Source organism: Leeuwenhoekiella sp. W20_SRS_FM14, from assembly GCF_052119605.1.
In the GTDB taxonomy this organism is placed as follows: Bacteria; Bacteroidota; Bacteroidia; order Flavobacteriales; family Flavobacteriaceae; genus Leeuwenhoekiella.
Genome location: NZ_JBGQOK010000004.1, coordinates 151100 through 168949 on the forward strand (window position 1 = coordinate 151100; position 17850 = coordinate 168949).

Genomic DNA, 17850 nt, shown 5'->3' on the forward strand with positions numbered 1-17850 from the left:
TTTACAATTTCCTATAGTATTTAAACTGAAATGATCTCTGTCTCTAGTAATAAAGCTTCATTGCGCAGGCGCAAAACAATTTGTGCAACGGCGACGACATCACGTTCGCAATATTCTACAATACGCGCAATATCATTTTCTAAATAAAATACATCGCGTACCTGGCTACCATCTATATCGGTTTTAGGAGAAGGAATATTTAGGATTTTGGTGAGTAGTTTTAGAGAAGTATAGTGTTTGTAATCGCCAAACTTCCACATTTCCAAGGTGTCAAGATGCGGAATTTCCCAGGGTTTTTTGCCGAATAAATCTAATTTAAACGGAAGTGCAATCCCATTAATAATCATACGTCGTGCGATAAACGGGAAGTCAAACTCTTTACCATTGTGGGCACACAATAGGTGTTGCGGCTTATTAAAATGTTCTGATAGAAGTTTTTTAAATTCAAGCAGGAGGTTACGTTCATCTCCTTGAAAGGAGGTTGTTCTAAATGTACGCACGGCGTCTTTAACTTTAAAATAACCTACCGAAATACAAACGATTTTACCAAACTCAGCCCAAATACCTGCCCTGTCGTAAAACTCTTCTGCTGTAAAATCATCTTTGCGCTGATACTGAGTTTTATCGGCAAATAATTCCTGCATATCTGTATCTAAATCGCTAAAATTTTCGAGTTGAGGTACGGTTTCTATATCTAGAAATAAAATGTTTTCTAAGTGTATTTTTGATAGCATAATTTAGATTTCTGTTGCAATTTTTGAAAACTGTCAATGATAAAAATTCAATCATCCACATAGGATAACCTAGTTGTAAACTAAATATAATCAAAAGTTTATGAAAAAAGTAAGGAGCTTAAAAACTCTAAAATAGCGTTTGTTGTGTAACCGGACTTTCGTGCTCAAGAAGCCATTTTTTACGCCAGATGCCACCAGCGTAACCCGTCATAGAATGATCGCTGCCAATCACACGGTGGCATGGTACAATAATAGCAATCGGGTTTTTACCATTTGCAGTAGCTGCTGCGCGTATTACTTTTGGGTCGCCAAGATCTTTGGCCATTTGTAAATAGGAAGTGGTTTTCCCAAAAGGGATTTTAGCCAGTTGTAACCACACTTTTTTTTGAAAATCGGTGCCTTGTAGATTCAATTTTAGATTAAAATCTTTTAAATCTCCTGTAAAATAGTGTTCTAATTGAGAAACTACATCTTGAAGCTCTTTAGGTATTGCCTCGCTTTGCGAAATTTTTTCATCTAAAAACGTTACAGATACCAATCCTTCTTGATCTCCTTTAATTAATAGTGTTCCCAAAGGAGAATCTAGATAGGCTTCTTTCATTCTGAAGGTTTATCAACATCCTCGTTTTTTACATTTACATCGTGCTGAGGAGATAACTCAACTGTTTTAGAGTTCTCTGGAATTTTGTCTAGAACGATTCCCATACGTTTTGCACGGCGTTCCCAGTTTTTACGAGCCTGCACCTGCATATCTTCAATAGTGTCACTCTCGTCCATTATTTCAAGCCCCAGAAGCGTTTCTATAATGTCTTCCATAGTGACAACACCTATTGTGTTACCAAAATGGTCTGTTACTAATGCAATATGCCCACGACTGGTGACAAAAGTGTCAAAAAGTGCAGGTATGGGTTGATCTGCATCTACAATAAGAATATCTCTTTTTATATCTGAAAGCAATTTCTCTCCCTGTTCTTCTACAATTTCCTCGAGAACATCATCTTTTAAAATAAAGCCGGTTATGTTGTGTGATTTTTTACTGAAAACAGGTATTCTCGAAAACTTAAGATGTGGATGTTCTTTATGAAATTGATTTAAAGTTTTAGTCTCATCTTCGGTCACCACAACTGGAAAAGGCGTCATTACATCTTTTGCCATCACCGATTTAAAAACCAGTAGATTCTTAATTACAGTAGTCTCATTATCTTCAAAAACTCCTTCTTTTTCAGCTGCATCGGTGAGTGCTAAAAATTCTTCACGGCTCATTGTACTTACATGAGCAGATTTACCCACAAGTTTAGTTACTTGAGTCAACAACCATAAAATACCGGTATATTTTAGAAATATTAGAATAAGCGTTAAGGTCTTCGCTGTAAAGTTGCCCAGAGATTTCCAGTAAGTAGCACCTATTGTTTTAGGGATAATTTCTGAAAGTACAAGTATTAATAAGGTCATTATTGTAGAAACAATAGCGACAAAATTGAGTCCTAAAACAGAAAAATCCCAACCTGACTCAGCAGCCATTGTACCTGCTTGATCCCCTACTAAAATTGCACCCACAGTATGCGCAATGGTATTTAAAGTTAAAATAGCAATTAGGGGTTTGTCTATGTCTTTTTTAAAGTTAGCCAATGTCTTGGCGTATGCATGACCTTCCTTAGTTTTAATGCGTATAAAACTTGGAGTAACACTTAATAAAACCGCTTCCAGGATAGAACATAGAAACGAGAAAAATATAGATATAAATGCAAAGGCGATTAGTAGACCCATTGGTTTAGTTTGATTTGAGATAAAGATACCATAATCAAAACACCTTACAAACAGGTTAAGAAAAGCTTAGGTTAAACTCAAAATTATTTGAAAAAAAAGAGGCTCAACGAGCCTCTTTTAAATTTAATAATATTGAAGATCGATTATGAAATCAACTTCACTACATCTTTAGCAAAATAACTGGCAATTAGATCTGCACCTGCGCGTTTAATCGCATATGTTTGTTCAAGAACCACAGCGTCGTGATCTAACCAGCCGCGCTCTGATGCCGCTTTTATCATTGCATATTCGCCACTTACCTGATATACAGCAACCGGTACATTTACCGTGTTTTTAATATCGCGTACAATATCAAGGTAGCAAAGACCTGGTTTTACCATAACAATATCTGCACCTTCTTCAATATCCATGAGGGTTTCTTTAATGGCTTCGTCACGATTAGCATAATCCATCTGATAGGTCTTTTTATCTTTTGGAACATCCTTAAGATCAACAGGAGCACTGTCTAACGCATCTCTAAACGGCCCGTAAAAAGCTGAAGCATATTTTGCTGAGTAACTCATAATACCCACATCGTGATGCCCTTCATCTTCGAGTAGTGTGCGCATTTCAAAAATACGACCGTCCATCATATCACTGGGAGCAACCATATCTGCACCGGCATTAGCGTGAGAAAGCGCCATTTCAGCTAAAATTGCACTAGAATCATCATTAAGTACTTTGCCACCTCCTACAATACCATCGTGCCCAAAAGATGAGAAGGGATCTAAGGCGACATCGGTCATAACTACCATACCCGGCACTGCATCTTTAACTGCTTTTATAGCTCGTTGCATAAGTCCGTCAGGATTTAATGCTTCAGTACCTTTATTATCTTTCAGTTTATCATCTACTTTTACAAAAAGTAACACGCTTTTAATACCCAGCGACCATACTTCTTTAGCTTCTTTTTTAAGATTGTCAAGACTCAGGCGATAATAACCCGGCATTGATGCAATTTCATCTTTAACTGCTTTTCCTTCTACCACAAAAACAGGTAGAATAAAGTCATTAGGCGATATGATAGTTTCACGTACTAAAGCGCGCATAGCTTCTGAAGTACGTAATCTGCGATTTCTTCTTAATGGAAACATATTATTAATTTTAAATTCTATTCTTCAAGTTAAACCCAGTCTCTTGGGTTTTCTAAAACCTCTACCAGTTTTGCTTCTTCACTATCCGGCTCGGGATGATGGTCGTAGCGCCATTGCACATTAGGAGGAAGGCTCATTAATATACTTTCTATTCTCCCATTTGTTTTAAGGCCAAAAAGCGTTCCTTTATCGTGTACCAGATTAAATTCTACATAGCGACCGCGACGTACTTCCTGCCAGTCTCGCTCTTTTTCGCCGTATGGCAAGGCTTTTCTTTTTTCTAAAATAGGAGCGTAAGCATCTAGAAAGCTATTACCTACTTCAGTTACAAAATTGTACCAGTCTTGCATGGAGCGCTCTGAAGTAGCTTTTAAGTAATCAAAAAATAAACCACCTATACCACGGGCTTCGCCACGATGGCTGTTGTAAAAATACTCATCACAGCGCGCTTTGTAATGACTATAAAAGTCTGGATCGTGCGCATCACAGGCTGTTTTACAAGTCTGATGAAAATGAATAGCATCCTCTTCAAAAAGATAATATGGTGTCAAATCTTGTCCACCACCAAACCACGAATCTACCAGCGTACCGTCTTTCTCGTACATCTCAAAATAACGCCAGTTTGCGTGCACGGTAGGAGCATATGGGTTCTTAGGGTGAATAACCAGACTAAGTCCACACGCAAAGAAATCACAATCACCTACATTAAAATACTTCTGCATAGCAGGAGCCAGGGCACCATGTACTTCTGAAATATTGACGCCTCCTTTTTCTATTACAGCGCCATTCTCAAGCACACGCGTACGCCCGCCACCACCTTCTTTGCGAACCCAATTATCTTCTTTAAACCTTGCAGAACCATCTATTGCTTCTAGTTTTGAAGTAATTGTGTCTTGTAAATTCTTTATGTAGTTAACAAACTGTTCTCTCATTGGGTAACTGCTTATTCTTATTTTTTTAAAATATAAAGCTCCATATCCTGAGCTTCTTTACCTTCTGGTTTAAATTCCTTTTCAAGAGTGCTGTGCCATACAAAGCCGCTGTGTTCTGCGACTGCTATACTCTTTGTATTTGTTTTGTGGGTGATGATTTTAAAGCTTGAAATCTGGTGGTTTAAAAAAGCAAAATCTACAATTTGAGATACCGCTTGTGTTATCCATCCTCTTCCTTGAAACCGCGGACTCAAACAATACGCTAATTCTGCTTCATTATTTTCAAAATCAAGATCTTTTAAGATGACCAATCCAGCAATCTCTGGATGTATAAGGGTATGTATTGCAAAGGTGAAATCTGTTTTATTTGCTGCTTCCTTTTCTTTAAGCGCAATATATTTTTTAGTAGCAGAAAGCGAAGTATTCTCACTTAAAGTTATCGGGAAATATTCTTTAAAGGCATCATTATCATCCTTTAAAAGAAGGTGTAGCGCTTTAGCATCTTCTGCATTTATTAATGCAATTTCAAATTGAGATTCTTCGGTCATTGGTTTTTTTGATCTAAAAGGGTGAGCGTTGTTTTGCTTGCCGCTGTAACCGAAATGGGCAAAACCAGAACTATTCCGACGATCGGAATCAAAAGAAAAAGCATAAATACAATACCGTTGCCTATCGCAAAACCTCGATTTTGTTTCACAAAAGAAACACTTTCGCGGTAGCGCAAATGCCGTTCCAACGTATAATCCATATTACCAAAACCTGCGTAATAGGCTTGTATTAAAAATAGCACCAAAGTCGCAATGATACCTACAACAGGAATTAAACTCAACAGCAATAAAGGCATTGTCATAAGTAATTCCCAACCTAGATTACGCAGGTTTATACGTATACCGCGTATAAGTTGGCTTGCATTTGAAGTATCTCGATGTTGATGAATTCCGGGCTGTAAATAGGCTTCTATTTTCTCAGAAACAGGGCTCATAAAAGGAGCCGAGAATGCCATTATTAGGTGTTTGTAGAGCAAAAGCCCCAAAGCTATAATTACTAGAGCACCTATTAGGTTACTAAGGGTTGTCATAGTTTCTGCTCCCCAACTCCAGACCCATAAACCTGATATAAAACCACCTATAGTATCAGAAAGTCCCCATGCCGTAATCCCTATTAATAGAGCGGTAACAAAGCTTATTACCATAGGGATTGCAAAGTATTTCCAGAGGTTTAATTTGTGAATTAAACTTATGGAATCTTTGTAAGCCGCAAGTCCTTTAACTATAGATTTTATCATTCTTCAGAAATGTATACAAGCTGATTTTTCAAATTTACCACCTCTTCCGGCTTACAGATTTGCTGTGCTTCCTGTGCTTTCTTCATTAATAAAAGTACAATTTCGTCTTCTTTTTTATTAATCAATTCTGCCAGCAATAAGATGCCTACATTGTTGTTGTGCAAATCCATCGCGCGTTCTAGCGGTTTATTAACTGCAATATTTTCGTGCGCTGTAGTAACTTTTAGCGCCCAGTTTTTTGCAGTTGCTTCATTACCGGTCTTATCATATACAGCTTTTGCTAATAAGATTGTCCATAATGCATGTCTAAATGCATTTGCAGCATTGCTTTTATGATGTGTATTGCCGTAGTGTTTATTTGCCAGCTGTACTGCATGTTGCGTTGCCTGCAATGTCAATTTGATATAAAAAGGCTTTACAATAAATAATTTGACAAGCTTAAAAAGCTGATGGGCATCAAATGATTTTAAGCGCGCCCAGATTTTCATCGTTCGGCTTTATACTCTTTTACAGCTTCAATAAATGCACCTGCATTTTCTAGCGGAATATTCGGTAAAATACCGTGGCCCAGATTAACAATATATTTGTCTTTGCCAAAAGCATCAATCATTTCGGTAACCATACGTTTTATTTCGCTCGGGGGCGAAAACAGGCGTGTAGGGTCAAAATTTCCCTGTAATGTAATGTTTCCTCCGGTTAAATAACGAGCATTGCGTGCGCTACACGTCCAGTCGACTCCTAATGCCGAAGCGCCACTTTTAGCCATTTCGCCAAGTGCAAACCAGCAGCCTTTACCAAATGCGATTACCGGAATCTCGTCTCTTAAAGCATCTATAATTTGTTGCATATACTGCCAGCTAAATTCTTGATAATCTACAGGAGATAGCATGCCGCCCCAACTGTCAAAAACCTGAACCGCATTAACCCCTGCTTTTACCTTTTCTTTTAAATAAAGAATTGTAGTATCTGTAATTTTCTGCAGCAATTCGTGTGCAGCAAGCGGCTGTGTAAAACAAAACTCCTTTGCTATATCAAAATTCTTAGAGCCCTGTCCCTGCACACAGTAGCATAAGATTGTCCATGGGCTACCGGCAAAACCAATTAACGGAATTTCGTCATTCAGTTTTTCTTTAGTCATTTTTATAGCATCCATCACATAACCCAGGGTGTCGTTGATATTGGGCACAATCACGCGATCCAGATCTTTTTGAGACCGAATAGGATCTGGCAACCACGGCCCAACACCCGGTTTCATCTCTACGTGAATATTCATCGCCTGCGGAATTACTAAAATATCACTGAATAAGATCGCAGCATCCATACCATAACGGCGTATGGGTTGCACGGTAATTTCACTGGCTAATTCTGGAGTTTGACAACGGGTAAAAAAATCATACTTAGCCTTTATTTCCTGAAATTCGGGTAAATATCTTCCTGCCTGTCGCATCATCCATACCGGTGGTCGTTCAACAGTTTCTCCTTTTAATGCTCTTAAAAATAAATCGTTTTTGATCATAATGTTAGTTTAATGCTTTTACTGCTCTGGCGATCACACTTTCTACTGTGGTAGCGTTAGCAACGGTAAAATGCTCAGTATGTTTTTTTGCTTCGGTTGCAGTGGTTTCTCCTATGCAAACGGCTAGCGTATTTTCTAATGTATTTTGAGTTATAAAACTCTGAACACCACTCGGACTAAAAAAGAGTGTAGCGTCAAAATGCTGTTTAAAGATTTTTGTGTTTAAACGGGTTTTGTAAACTTCAATCTCTTCAAAATCAACATTATTTTCTTTAAAAATTTGAGGTAATTCTGCTCTTCTGCTTTCACCGCAAAAGAAGATAAATCGCTCATTTTTATAGGCATTCACAATAAAATGAGCTAATTTCTTAGCATTATCTGAAGCGTTGATCACTTTGAAGCTGTTTTCTAAAAGTATAGCTTCGGTTTTGGGACCTACGCAAAAGCACTTGTAATCTTGCACACCTAACTGTTCTGCCTTTAGAGAAAGGAGCCCTTTAATGTCTGCGGACTCATTGGGTTCTTTATGCATTTTATTCAAAAATGCATTTACGGCATTTTTGCTCGTAAAGATTAGATATTCAAGAGTATCCGAAAGTTCAAAATCTAAATACTCAATTTGTATAGCATCGTATTCAACCACAGAAAAACCAGCACCCAGAATTAAATTCTTTTGAGAAGGGGTTAATTTTTTTGTGGAGAGTATAGATTTCATCAGAGTATGGGGTATTACAACTCTTTTTTAATGGACTCCATCAACTCGCGACCACCACTTTCAAGTATTTTGAGTGCGCAAAGAGTTCCAAAGTTTTGACATTCAGAAACCGGAACGCTCTCTTCTATTTCCATTTTTTGAGTGCCGTCTAAGCTAAATAGAACTCCTTTAAAATGAATACGCTCTTCTTTAATTTCTGCAAAGGCACCAATAGGTGCTGTACAGCCGCCTTCTAAAGTTCTTAAAAACTCACGTTCTACATGAGTTGCTAATTCAGAATCTTTATGATTAAGTTGTGCGCAGGCTTCTTTGCAATACGAGTCGTTTTGCATTACTGCAATAACCATTGCGCCTTGTGCCGGTGCCGGTAACATCCAGTCGAGCACGATGTGATTATCAGGCTTTAAGTTTATGCGTTCTAAACCTGCTTTTGCAAAAACAGCACCTACCCAATCGCTATCAGCAACTTTTTGAAGTCGGGTATTTACGTTTCCGCGTAAATCAACGACCTGATGATGGGGGTATTTATTTAACCACTGGGCTTTACGTCGTAAACTACCGGTTGCAATAGTAGCATTAGCATCAAAATTTGAAGAATTCTTTCCGTCTTTAAAAACAAAAATATCTTCACTGGCAGCGCGTTCTAAAACAGCTCCCTGAATAATTCCTTTAGGCAACTGTGTAGGCACATCTTTCATAGAGTGAACCGCAATGTCTACGGTACCATTGATCATTGCAACATCAAGAGTTTTTGTAAAAATACCGGTAATACCTAATTCATACAGCGGTTTGTCAAGAATAAGATCGCCGGTAGATTTAACAGACACGAGTTCGGTTTTATAGCCTAGATTTTCTAATTTATGCTGTACAGTATGTGCCTGCCAGAGCGCTAATTCGCTGTCGCGGGTACCTATGCGTATGGTTTTTGCCAAAACTTAATGATTTTGAAGTTTGAACACTTTTTGAATTAATTCCAAACTCTCGGTGTGTGAAATATCTTCGGTTTTTAAGTGTTTAGCAAACTGAGTAGTAATTTTTTGAATAATGCGCTCGCTGATAATTTCAGCTTGTTCTTCATTAAAGTTTGCGATTTTACGACGTTGATTGTCAATCTCACCATCTTTCATATGGGCAAGTTTCATCTTAAGCGCTTTAATAGTAGGCGCAAACTGGCGTGTAGTCAGCCACTCGTAAAATTCGTCTTGTATTTCTTTATTAATTGCTATTGCCTGTGGCAACTGCTTTTTACGACGATTTAAGGTGTCGTTTGTTATTTTTGAAAGTTGGTCAAGATGCACTAATGTAACGCCTTCAACCTCTTCAACATTTTCATGCACATTTTTAGGAATGCTTAAATCAAGTATAAGCAAAGGTTTTTTAGTATATAAAAGCTCTTTTGAAATTGTAGGCTTTTGTGCCCCGGTTGCTACGATAAGAACATCAGCTGTAGCAATTTCAGATTGTATATCTGCATAATCTTTAACGATAAGATTAAATTTTCCAGCTATTTTTTCGGCTTTGTCTTTGGTGCGGTTTATAAGCGTAATGTTTTCATTGCGCGTATGCTTTACGAGATTTTCACAGGTATTACGTCCTATTTTACCCGTACCAAAAAGCAAAATATTCTTTTCTGAAATAAAAGGAACACGAGATAAAATATATTGTACCGAAGCAAAACTTACCGAAGTTGCTCCACTAGAAATGTTGGTTTCGTTTTTTATACGCTTACTGGCTTGTATTACAGAGTTTACTAAACGCTCCATAAACGGATTAACCAGTTTTAACTTTTTTGCTCTGCGAAAACCATTTTTTAACTGACTGATGATTTCAAAATCACCTAATATCTGACTGTCTAAACCGGTACCTACTTTAAAAAGATGGTCTACCGCTTCTTCATTTTTATAAGAATAAGAAACCTTTTCAAATTCCTGAATCGTTCCCTGCGTATGTTCACAAAGTAATTTTACAAGATCTAGCGGTTCTTGAGCAAAGCCATATAGTTCAGTGCGGTTGCACGTAGAAATAATACTTAGACCCTCTATGCCTTCTTCGCGAGCGCGTTCTAAAATACGTTCTTGTACTGCCGTATCTACGCTAAAATGACCACGCGTCTCAGCATCTGCTTTTAAATAGCTTAAGCCAATGGCGAAAAAATCACCGGGATAAGCCGGATAAAAATGTCGTTTGCCGTTTGTATTCATAATATCGCAGGCAAAAGTATTCCGCAGCTTGTTTAAAAAATAACGCTAGACGTATCATTTTTAACGATACCCGAACAAAAAGTAGTTTTTAAGTATAAAATGCTCAAAATGCCCTAATTTAGTGAAGTAATCTAAACTTAAGATTTCCCTTTTGTTTAGAATAAATCTAAATAAAATTCCTTTTTTAGAATATGGAAGCATTAAAAAATAACGCTCTAGGTTTGTATAGTGAGACCAATATTGAAGATGGTTTTTTTATTTTAAAATTTAATAATGATACTCCTGAAAACCAATTAATAACCCGCGAGGTTGATAGCAGTTATATACAATTTCACTTTTGTGCAAAAGGTTCTTCCGTTTTTCAATTTAATGAAGGTAATTATAAACTTCCGTTAGGAGAAGAGCACTCTTTATTGTTGTACAATCCGCAGCGGGATTTACCCATAAATCTTGAGATTACCCCAGACAGCTGGGTGATTTCGGTATTTATATCAATTAAAAAATTTCACTCTCTTTTTTCTCGAGAAGCAGATTTTATCACCTTTTTAAGTGATGAAAACCGAGATCGTAAATACTATAAAGATGGAAATATCTCGCCATCTATGGCGATAGTTTTAAATCAGTTAATGAATTATAATTTGCATCCCTCAATCAAGGCTTTATATTTTAAAGGGAAGGCTTACGAGTTGTTGAGCCTGTATTTTAACCGGCCTTCAGAAGCAGATACAGAACAATGTCCGTTTTTGGTTGATGAAGATAATGTTGCAAAAATAAAACGTGCAAAAGATATTATCATAGCGCGTATGGCAGAGCCACCCTCTCTACAAGAGCTTGCAGATGAGATTAACTTAAGTATTAATAAACTCAAGGAAGGTTTTAAGCAAATCTATGGGGACTCGGTTTACAGCTTTTTGTTTGATTATAAGATGGAAGTCGCCCGGCAATTACTTGCTTCCGGTTCGCATAATGTAAACGAAGTAGGTTTAAAAATAGGGTACAGTACCGCCAGTCATTTTATAGCAGCCTTTAAAAAACAATACGGTACAACGCCTAAAAAATACATTCAATCTCTAAACTAATTTTATGAAAAATCTTTTATTGCTAGTTTTCCTTTCCTCATTGATTTTAAGTTGTAATTCGGCTAAAAATGGGGTTTATCTGACCAAAAAAAATGTGCTGGTTTTTACAAAGACTAATGGTTTTAGACATGCTTCGATAGAACCCGGAGTTACTGCGTTAAAAGAAATAGCTTCAGAAAATCACTGGGCAGTTCAGCACTCTGAAGATTCATTAATATTTAATTCTGAAAATTTAAAAAACTTTGATTTAATAGTTTTTTTAAGCACAACCGGCGATATTCTGGGAGAAGAACAACAGGTAGCTTTTCAGAATTATATGGAAACCGGGGGAAAATTCTTTGGTATTCATGCAGCATCTGATACCGAATATGACTGGCCCTGGTATGGGGAATTTATAGGAGGCTATTTTTTAAGCCATCCTGAAACTCAAAAAGCCCGTATAAAAAAAATAGAAAATCATAAGACGGTTAAAGCATTTCCGGAGTCTTTTGAGCGGGTAGATGAGTGGTACAATTTTAAAAACCTGAATCCAAATGTTCATGTAACGCTAACACTTGACGAGTCTTCTTACAAAGGCGGTAAAAATGGAGAGTATCACCCGCACGCCTGGTTTCATAAAGTAGGGGAAGGTGAAATGTATTACACGGGAGGAGGTCATACTGACGAATCATACACAGAACCTCAATTTAGACAGCATTTAGAAGATGTAATGAAATGGTTAATTAGTTATTCTAACCAATAGAAAACATCAATACACCACCTAACAACCCTTATAGCTTTTCGGTTTTAAAAAGTGGATAAGTCGTAGTTTTGTAAATCAAAAAAAAGAAAATGAAAAAAGGAGTACTTATGGTTAATCTGGGATCACCAGATAGCACAGACCCTAAAGATGTAAAAAAGTACCTTGGGCAGTTTTTGATGGATGAACGCGTGATTGATTTCCCTTTGTGGGCACGCACCCTTCTAGTGAAAGGGATTATCTTAAATACACGTCCTAAAAAATCTGCTGAAGCCTATTCTAAAATCTGGTGGGAAAAAGGGTCTCCGCTCATCGTATTAAGTGAAATGCTTCAGGAGAAAGTCGCTGATAAAGTTGACGTGCCTGTTGTATTAGCTATGCGCTACGGAAGTCCGTCTATGATGCAGGGGCTACAGGAACTCAATGATCAGGGTGTTGATGAGGTATTAATACTGCCATTATATCCACAGTTTGCGATGGCGACAACAGAAACTATTTTAGTTTTAGCTGAAGAGTTACGTGCAGCGCATTTTCCGCATATGCGATTTTCAGATGTTCCCGCATTTTATAACAAACCCGAATATATTGAAGTGCTTTCGCGTAGCATAGAAGAAAAAATTACAGATCTTGACTATGAGATGCTTGTGTTTAGTTATCACGGCGTTCCTGAGCGGCACATACGTAAAAGTGATGTTACTAAAAGCCATTGTAAAATAGATGGCTCATGCTGTAAAACGGCCTCTGCTGCACATCAATTTTGCTACCGCCATCAATGTTACGAGACTACGCGTCAAGTGGCTGAAAAGTTAAATTTAAAAGAAGGAACCTATTTTACTTCGTTTCAATCGCGTTTAGGCTTTGACCCGTGGTTACAGCCGTATACAGACCGCACGATAGAACGTTTTGGTAAAGAAGGTTTAAAGAAAATGGCAATTGTTACACCGGCATTTGTAAGTGACTGTTTGGAGACTTTAGAAGAAATCGCCATGGAAGGGGAAGAGATCTTTCACGAGATGGGCGGTAAAGAATTCACAACCATACCTTGTTTAAATGATCGAGATGACTGGGCGCATGTAGTAGCTACCTGGATAAATGACTGGGCACTCGTAGAACCCTCTAAAGCAATAGCATAATTTGATTCCCTCAATTCTTAATTGGGGGAATTTTCATTTAAATACATACGTTTTTGTTAAAGCCAAACAGATCTGAAGTTTTAGGTACAGAACCCATAAGTACCTTGCTTATAAAACAAGCATTACCGGCTTCAATAGGTATTCTGGTAATGTCGCTTAATATCCTGGTAGACACCATTTTTGTGGGTAACTGGATAGGCAGTATCGCCATCGCCGCTATTAATGTTGTTCTTCCGGTCTCGTTCTTTATAGCCGCTTTAGGAATGGCAATAGGGATAGGCGGTTCTTCAATTATCTCAAGAGCGTTAGGAGCAAACAATAAAGCTAAAGCATTTAAAACCTTCGGAAACCAAATTACCATAACCGTGTTGCTCACTGTAGGAATGGTTGTTTTGGGGTTGGTTTTTATAAACCAACTTATTCCCGCTTTTGGGGGTAAAGGAGAAATCTTTGAGCCGGCTAAAGTGTATTACCGTATTGTTCTTTATGGTGTGCCGGTTTTGGCGCTTTCGATGATGGGTAACAACGTTATTAGAGCAGAGGGGAAGCCTAAATTTGCTATGATCGCAATGATTATCCCTTCTGTGGGTAACCTAATCCTCGACTATATTTTAATCAATATGCTAGATATGGGGATGGCTGGCGCAGCCTGGGCAACTACAGCTTCATATATCTGTTGTTTTCTTTATATCGTCTGGTATTTTTTAAGTGATCATTCAGAATTAAAAATTAATATCGGCCATTTTGGCCTCGACTGGCCTATACTTAAGGAGATGTCTGCTTTAGGTTTTGTGACACTAGCGAGACAGGCAGTGGTAAGTGTTACCTATTTGTTGATGAATAATATTCTGTTTGACCTTGGCGGCGAAGCATCTGTTACAGTCTATGGAATAATAGGTCGTATGCTTATGTTTGCTTTGTTTCCTGTACTTGGAGTAACTCAGGGATTTCTACCTATTGCCGGGTATAATTTTGGGGCAAAAAATTATAACCGCGTACGCGAAAGTATAAAGCTCGCAATAACATACGCTTGTGGTGTTGCACTTTTAATTTTTGCGCTAATTATGATTTTTCCCGAAGCTATCGTTTCGGTTTTTACACAAGATGCTGCTGTTTTAAGAGATACACCTAATGCTATGCGTTGGGTCTTTGCCGCTGTGCCGGTAATAGGCATTCAGTTAATAGGTTCGGCTTACTATCAGGCGATAGGTAAAGCGATTCCTGCACTCTTACTTACGTTAACCAGGCAGGGTTTTTTCTTTATTCCGCTGGTCCTCATCTTGCCTAATTATTTTGGAGAATTGGGTGTGTGGATCTCGTTTCCCATAGCAGACGTGCTATCTACAATCGTCACCGCTTACTTTCTGTGGCGGGAAACACGTACAAAATTGTAAGGCTTCTCGCATGTATTGATGCGATTGCGTATTTTAGTTAGCTACAAACTAAGTTTTAAAAATATGCGATCACTTTTACTCAGCGCTTTTTGCCTAACACTCTTTATTTCAACCTTTGCTACACAGGCTCAGGATATAGATGAATCACTTTACGATGCTTTAGAATATAGACTTATAGGCCCTTTTAGAGGTGGGCGCAGTGCGGCTGTCACCGGTGTTCCTGGTAAGCCTAATTTATTTTATTTTGGCGCAACAGGTGGCGGAGTGTGGCGTACAAAAGACGGCGGTCGTAGCTGGGATAATATTTCAGATGGTTTTTTTGGCGGAAGTATTGGCGCCGTAGAAGTTGCCCACAGTGATCCTAATATTATTTATGTAGGTGGAGGAGAAAATACGCTACGCGGAAACGTTTCTTCTGGCTACGGAATGTGGAAGACTACAGATGCCGGTAAAACCTGGCAACAAGCTGGGTTACCAAAAAGCAGGCATATTTCAAAAATACGTATTCACCCTACTAATCCTGATATCGTGTACGCTGCTGTTTTGGGAGATATTTATAAACCTACTCAAGAACGCGGTGTTTATAAATCTACAGATGGCGGTGCAAACTGGTCTAAAGTTCTTTTTGCAAATGAAGACTCGGGCGCAATTGATTTAACTTTCGATCCTAATAATCCGCGTATTTTATATGCTTCAACCTGGCATGCGCGCAGAACACCCTACGATTTTACCAGTGGTGGTGCAGGATCTGCCCTTTGGAAAAGTACAGACAGTGGTTCTACCTGGAAAGAAATATCAGCAAATAAAGGCTTTCCTACAGATACTTTAGGGATTATAGGAGTTGCAGTTTCTCCGGTAAATTCTGAACGGGTTTTTGCTATTGTAGAAAATAAAGAAAAAGGGGGTTTGTATCGCAGTGAAGACGGTGGTGAAAACTGGTCTATGATTAACGACGATCGCAATATTAGACAGCGTGCCTGGTATTATACAAAAGTATATGCAGATACTCAGGATGAGGATGTGGTGTATGTACTTAATGTGAGTTATCATAAGAGTACAGATGGCGGTAAATCATTTGAAAGTAATAATGCACCGCACGGCGACCATCACGATTTATGGATCGCCCCAGAAGATCCTACACGTATGATTATGGGTGATGATGGTGGCGCTCAGGTAACTTATGATGGCGGAGAAACCTGGAGTACCTATCACAATCAACCTACCGCACAATTCTATAGAGTTACGACAGACAATCAATTTCCGTATCATATTTATGCGGCGCAGCAAGACAACTCTACGGTACGTATCCCGCACCGAACAGATGGTTATAGTATAGGTGAAGACGATTGGGATGAGACCGCAGGAGGAGAATCTGCACACATTGCTGTAGATCCAGAAGATTCAAACATTGTTTATGGTGGTAGTTATGATGGGTTTTTAACTCGTGTAAATCATAAAAATAACAGTGTACGTTCTGTTTCAGTATGGCCAGATAACCCTATGGGGCACGGTGCAGAAGATATGAAATACCGTTTTCAATGGAATTTCCCGATTATCTTTTCGCGACACAATCCAGATGTTTTATATACGTATAGCAACAGAGTGCATAAGACCACAAACGAAGGTCAAAGCTGGGAAGTAATTAGCCCAGATTTAACTACAGATGATAAATCAAAACAGAAATCTTCGGGCGGACCAATTACGCAGGATAACACTTCGGTAGAATACTATTGTACCATTTTCGCCGCTAATGAAAGCCCTATAAAAGAAGGACTCCTATGGACCGGTAGTGATGATGGTTTAGTACACGTAAGTCGTGACGGTGGAGCAAATTGGGAGAATGTGACGCCTAAAGGAATGCCAGAGTGGATGATGATAAACAGTATTGAGCCTAGCTATTTTGAAGAAGGCACTTGCTACATCGCAGGAACAAAATACAAGACCGGTGATTTTGTTCCGTATTTATACAAAACCACAGACTACGGAAAAACCTGGAAAAAAATTACAAACGGCATTGCTGGAGAACACTTTACACGTGTAGTTAGAGAAGATCCCAAGCAGAAAGGATTATTATACGCCGGTACCGAAACCGGAATGTATATATCCTTTGATGCAGGCGCAAACTGGAAACCCTTTCAATTAAACTTGCCTATAGTTCCTATTACAGACTTAGCCTTAAAAGACAATAACCTCATTGTGGCAACACAGGGTAGAAGTCTGTATATTATTGATGACTTGAGTGTTTTACACCAGTTAAATAGTTCTTCAAAAACTGATGCTGTAAAATTATTTAAGCCGAAAGACACCTATAGAATGGATGGCGGAAGTCGTAAAAATGCTAATGACTCAGGAACAAATCACCCTGCAGGAGTAATGACTTATTTTTATTTACCGGAATACGATGCAAAAAAAGATAGTATTACGCTTACCTATTTTGACGCTAAGAATGATACTATTAAATCGTATAACAACAAGGATAAAAAAGATAAGCTTGAAGTAGAAAAAGGAGCTAATCAATTTAACTGGGATATGACTTACAAAGGGGCAGAGCGTCTTGATGGTATGATCTTATGGTGGGCAAGTACCGAAGGACCCAAACAAATTCCTGGAAACTACACCGTAAAACTAAATGTAAATGGTACAGATTATAGCGCGCCATATAAAGTTATTGCAGACCCCAGAAGCGAATCTACACTAGCAGATATGCAGGCACAATTTGATTTTATTAGTGACGTAAATGCAACAGTAGATCGAGCACATCAAAGCATTAAGAAAATACGTAATATCAACGGTCAGTTGAGCGCTTTTGAGAAGCAGTATAAAGATAACGAGACAACAAAAGATTTACGAGACAAGTCTAAAAAGCTGCGTGAAGATCTTGAAGAGATTGAGAAAGCTTTATATCAAACTAAAAACCGAAGCGGTCAGGATCCTTTAAATTTCCCAATTAGATTAACAAACAAACTGGCACATTTAAATTCGCTGGTAAGTATGGGTGATTTTGCACCTACAGATCAGGATATCGCTGTTAAAAACGAACTTACTCAGCAAATAAACACCCAGTTAACGAGGTTTGATAAACTTGTAAGCGATGAGGTGACTGCCTTTAACGCAGACTTTAATGCGATGCAATTAAATTATTTATTTATACAGGAAGATTAGTTTTTGAGAACTTCCTCCTTTAAATGATGGGGAAGTAATTTTGAATAAAATGAGGGGGGG

At 38.3% G+C, this 17850-nt stretch carries 17 protein-coding genes; 5 read left to right on the top strand and 12 right to left on the bottom strand.

Annotation, left to right across the window (positions count from 1 at the left end; translation table 11 throughout):
* Nucleotides 1–20: 20 nt before the first annotated feature.
* The 12 genes from ACEN25_RS08935 to hemA all read right to left on the bottom strand — a co-directional run bounded on the left by ACEN25_RS08935 (nucleotide 21) and on the right by hemA (nucleotide 10283).
* Entirely contained in the window at nucleotides 21–734 is a 714-nt protein-coding gene (locus ACEN25_RS08935) for a 3'-5' exonuclease (RefSeq protein WP_441802605.1), read from the bottom strand.
* A 127-nt stretch (nucleotides 735–861) separates the two neighbouring features.
* On the bottom strand, nucleotides 862–1335 hold the full coding sequence (locus ACEN25_RS08940; protein WP_441802606.1) for a methylated-DNA--[protein]-cysteine S-methyltransferase: 474 nt from the start codon (nucleotides 1333–1335) through the stop codon (nucleotides 862–864).
* Nucleotides 1332–2501, bottom strand: coding sequence for a CNNM domain-containing protein (locus ACEN25_RS08945; RefSeq protein ID WP_028377161.1), 1170 nt, complete (start codon nucleotides 2499–2501; stop codon nucleotides 1332–1334). Before ACEN25_RS08945 ends, ACEN25_RS08940 begins: the two co-directional genes overlap by 4 nt.
* A gap of 143 nt (nucleotides 2502–2644) precedes the next feature.
* Complete coding sequence (gene hemB / locus ACEN25_RS08950; RefSeq protein WP_441802607.1) at nucleotides 2645–3634, bottom strand: porphobilinogen synthase; 990 nt, start codon at nucleotides 3632–3634, stop codon at nucleotides 2645–2647.
* A gap of 29 nt (nucleotides 3635–3663) precedes the next feature.
* Complete coding sequence (hemF, locus tag ACEN25_RS08955) at nucleotides 3664–4566, bottom strand: oxygen-dependent coproporphyrinogen oxidase (protein WP_441802608.1); 903 nt, start codon at nucleotides 4564–4566, stop codon at nucleotides 3664–3666.
* Nucleotides 4567–4583: 17 nt separating this feature from the next.
* A complete protein-coding gene (locus ACEN25_RS08960) occupies nucleotides 4584–5114 on the bottom strand; it encodes a GNAT family N-acetyltransferase (RefSeq protein WP_441802609.1) in 531 nt (176 codons plus the stop codon).
* Nucleotides 5111–5851, bottom strand: a complete 741-nt coding sequence (locus tag ACEN25_RS08965; RefSeq protein ID WP_441802610.1) for an EI24 domain-containing protein — start codon at nucleotides 5849–5851, stop codon at nucleotides 5111–5113. The genes ACEN25_RS08960 and ACEN25_RS08965 overlap by 4 nt, the downstream gene beginning before the upstream one ends.
* Nucleotides 5848–6339: a DUF6973 domain-containing protein gene (locus ACEN25_RS08970; RefSeq protein WP_441802611.1), complete on the bottom strand. Its 492-nt coding sequence runs from the start codon at nucleotides 6337–6339 to the stop codon at nucleotides 5848–5850. The genes ACEN25_RS08965 and ACEN25_RS08970 overlap by 4 nt, the downstream gene beginning before the upstream one ends.
* Entirely contained in the window at nucleotides 6336–7367 is a 1032-nt protein-coding gene (hemE, locus tag ACEN25_RS08975; protein ID WP_441802612.1) for a uroporphyrinogen decarboxylase, read from the bottom strand. The genes ACEN25_RS08970 and hemE overlap by 4 nt, the downstream gene beginning before the upstream one ends.
* Before the next feature lie 4 nt (nucleotides 7368–7371).
* Nucleotides 7372–8082: a uroporphyrinogen-III synthase gene (locus ACEN25_RS08980; protein WP_441802613.1), complete on the bottom strand. Its 711-nt coding sequence runs from the start codon at nucleotides 8080–8082 to the stop codon at nucleotides 7372–7374.
* A gap of 14 nt (nucleotides 8083–8096) precedes the next feature.
* Nucleotides 8097–9014 (bottom strand): hydroxymethylbilane synthase, encoded by a 918-nt coding sequence (hemC, locus tag ACEN25_RS08985; RefSeq protein WP_441802614.1) that lies wholly within the window; start codon nucleotides 9012–9014, stop codon nucleotides 8097–8099.
* 3 nt (nucleotides 9015–9017) lie between these two features.
* Entirely contained in the window at nucleotides 9018–10283 is a 1266-nt protein-coding gene (gene hemA / locus ACEN25_RS08990; RefSeq protein WP_441802615.1) for a glutamyl-tRNA reductase, read from the bottom strand.
* 191 nt (nucleotides 10284–10474) lie between these two features.
* Here hemA and ACEN25_RS08995 point away from each other — a divergent pair, with 191 nt between their 5' ends.
* The 5 genes from ACEN25_RS08995 to ACEN25_RS09015 all read left to right on the top strand — a co-directional run bounded on the left by ACEN25_RS08995 (nucleotide 10475) and on the right by ACEN25_RS09015 (nucleotide 17790).
* The gene (locus ACEN25_RS08995) at nucleotides 10475–11362 is read left to right on the top strand and encodes a helix-turn-helix domain-containing protein (RefSeq protein WP_028377171.1); all 888 of its coding nucleotides are present in this window, start codon (nucleotides 10475–10477) and stop codon (nucleotides 11360–11362) included.
* 4 nt (nucleotides 11363–11366) lie between these two features.
* On the top strand, nucleotides 11367–12104 hold the full coding sequence (locus ACEN25_RS09000; RefSeq protein ID WP_441802616.1) for a ThuA domain-containing protein: 738 nt from the start codon (nucleotides 11367–11369) through the stop codon (nucleotides 12102–12104).
* 89 nt (nucleotides 12105–12193) lie between these two features.
* On the top strand, nucleotides 12194–13234 hold the full coding sequence (gene hemH, locus ACEN25_RS09005; protein WP_441802617.1) for a ferrochelatase: 1041 nt from the start codon (nucleotides 12194–12196) through the stop codon (nucleotides 13232–13234).
* Nucleotides 13235–13287: 53 nt separating this feature from the next.
* Entirely contained in the window at nucleotides 13288–14628 is a 1341-nt protein-coding gene (locus ACEN25_RS09010; protein WP_441802618.1) for an MATE family efflux transporter, read from the top strand.
* A 63-nt stretch (nucleotides 14629–14691) separates the two neighbouring features.
* On the top strand, nucleotides 14692–17790 hold the full coding sequence (locus ACEN25_RS09015; RefSeq protein WP_441802619.1) for a VPS10 domain-containing protein: 3099 nt from the start codon (nucleotides 14692–14694) through the stop codon (nucleotides 17788–17790).
* Nucleotides 17791–17850 lie beyond the last annotated feature (60 nt).

Bases quoted from the DNA above. Each gene is read 5' to 3' on its own strand.
- ACEN25_RS08935 (WP_441802605.1), bottom strand. From the start codon at position 734: ATGCTATCAAAAATACACTTAGAAAACATTTTATTTCTAGATATAGAA.
- ACEN25_RS08940 (WP_441802606.1), bottom strand. From the start codon at position 1,335: ATGAAAGAAGCCTATCTAGATTCTCCTTTGGGAACACTATTAATTAAA.
- ACEN25_RS08945 (WP_028377161.1), bottom strand. From the start codon at position 2,501: ATGGGTCTACTAATCGCCTTTGCATTTATATCTATATTTTTCTCGTTT.
- hemB (WP_441802607.1), bottom strand. From the start codon at position 3,634: ATGTTTCCATTAAGAAGAAATCGCAGATTACGTACTTCAGAAGCTATG.
- hemF (WP_441802608.1), bottom strand. From the start codon at position 4,566: ATGAGAGAACAGTTTGTTAACTACATAAAGAATTTACAAGACACAATT.
- ACEN25_RS08960 (WP_441802609.1), bottom strand. From the start codon at position 5,114: ATGACCGAAGAATCTCAATTTGAAATTGCATTAATAAATGCAGAAGAT.
- ACEN25_RS08965 (WP_441802610.1), bottom strand. From the start codon at position 5,851: ATGATAAAATCTATAGTTAAAGGACTTGCGGCTTACAAAGATTCCATA.
- ACEN25_RS08970 (WP_441802611.1), bottom strand. From the start codon at position 6,339: ATGAAAATCTGGGCGCGCTTAAAATCATTTGATGCCCATCAGCTTTTT.
- hemE (WP_441802612.1), bottom strand. From the start codon at position 7,367: ATGATCAAAAACGATTTATTTTTAAGAGCATTAAAAGGAGAAACTGTT.
- ACEN25_RS08980 (WP_441802613.1), bottom strand. From the start codon at position 8,082: ATGAAATCTATACTCTCCACAAAAAAATTAACCCCTTCTCAAAAGAAT.
- hemA (WP_441802615.1), bottom strand. From the start codon at position 10,283: ATGAATACAAACGGCAAACGACATTTTTATCCGGCTTATCCCGGTGAT.
- ACEN25_RS08995 (WP_028377171.1), top strand. From the start codon at position 10,475: ATGGAAGCATTAAAAAATAACGCTCTAGGTTTGTATAGTGAGACCAAT.
- ACEN25_RS09000 (WP_441802616.1), top strand. From the start codon at position 11,367: ATGAAAAATCTTTTATTGCTAGTTTTCCTTTCCTCATTGATTTTAAGT.
- hemH (WP_441802617.1), top strand. From the start codon at position 12,194: ATGAAAAAAGGAGTACTTATGGTTAATCTGGGATCACCAGATAGCACA.
- ACEN25_RS09015 (WP_441802619.1), top strand. From the start codon at position 14,692: ATGCGATCACTTTTACTCAGCGCTTTTTGCCTAACACTCTTTATTTCA.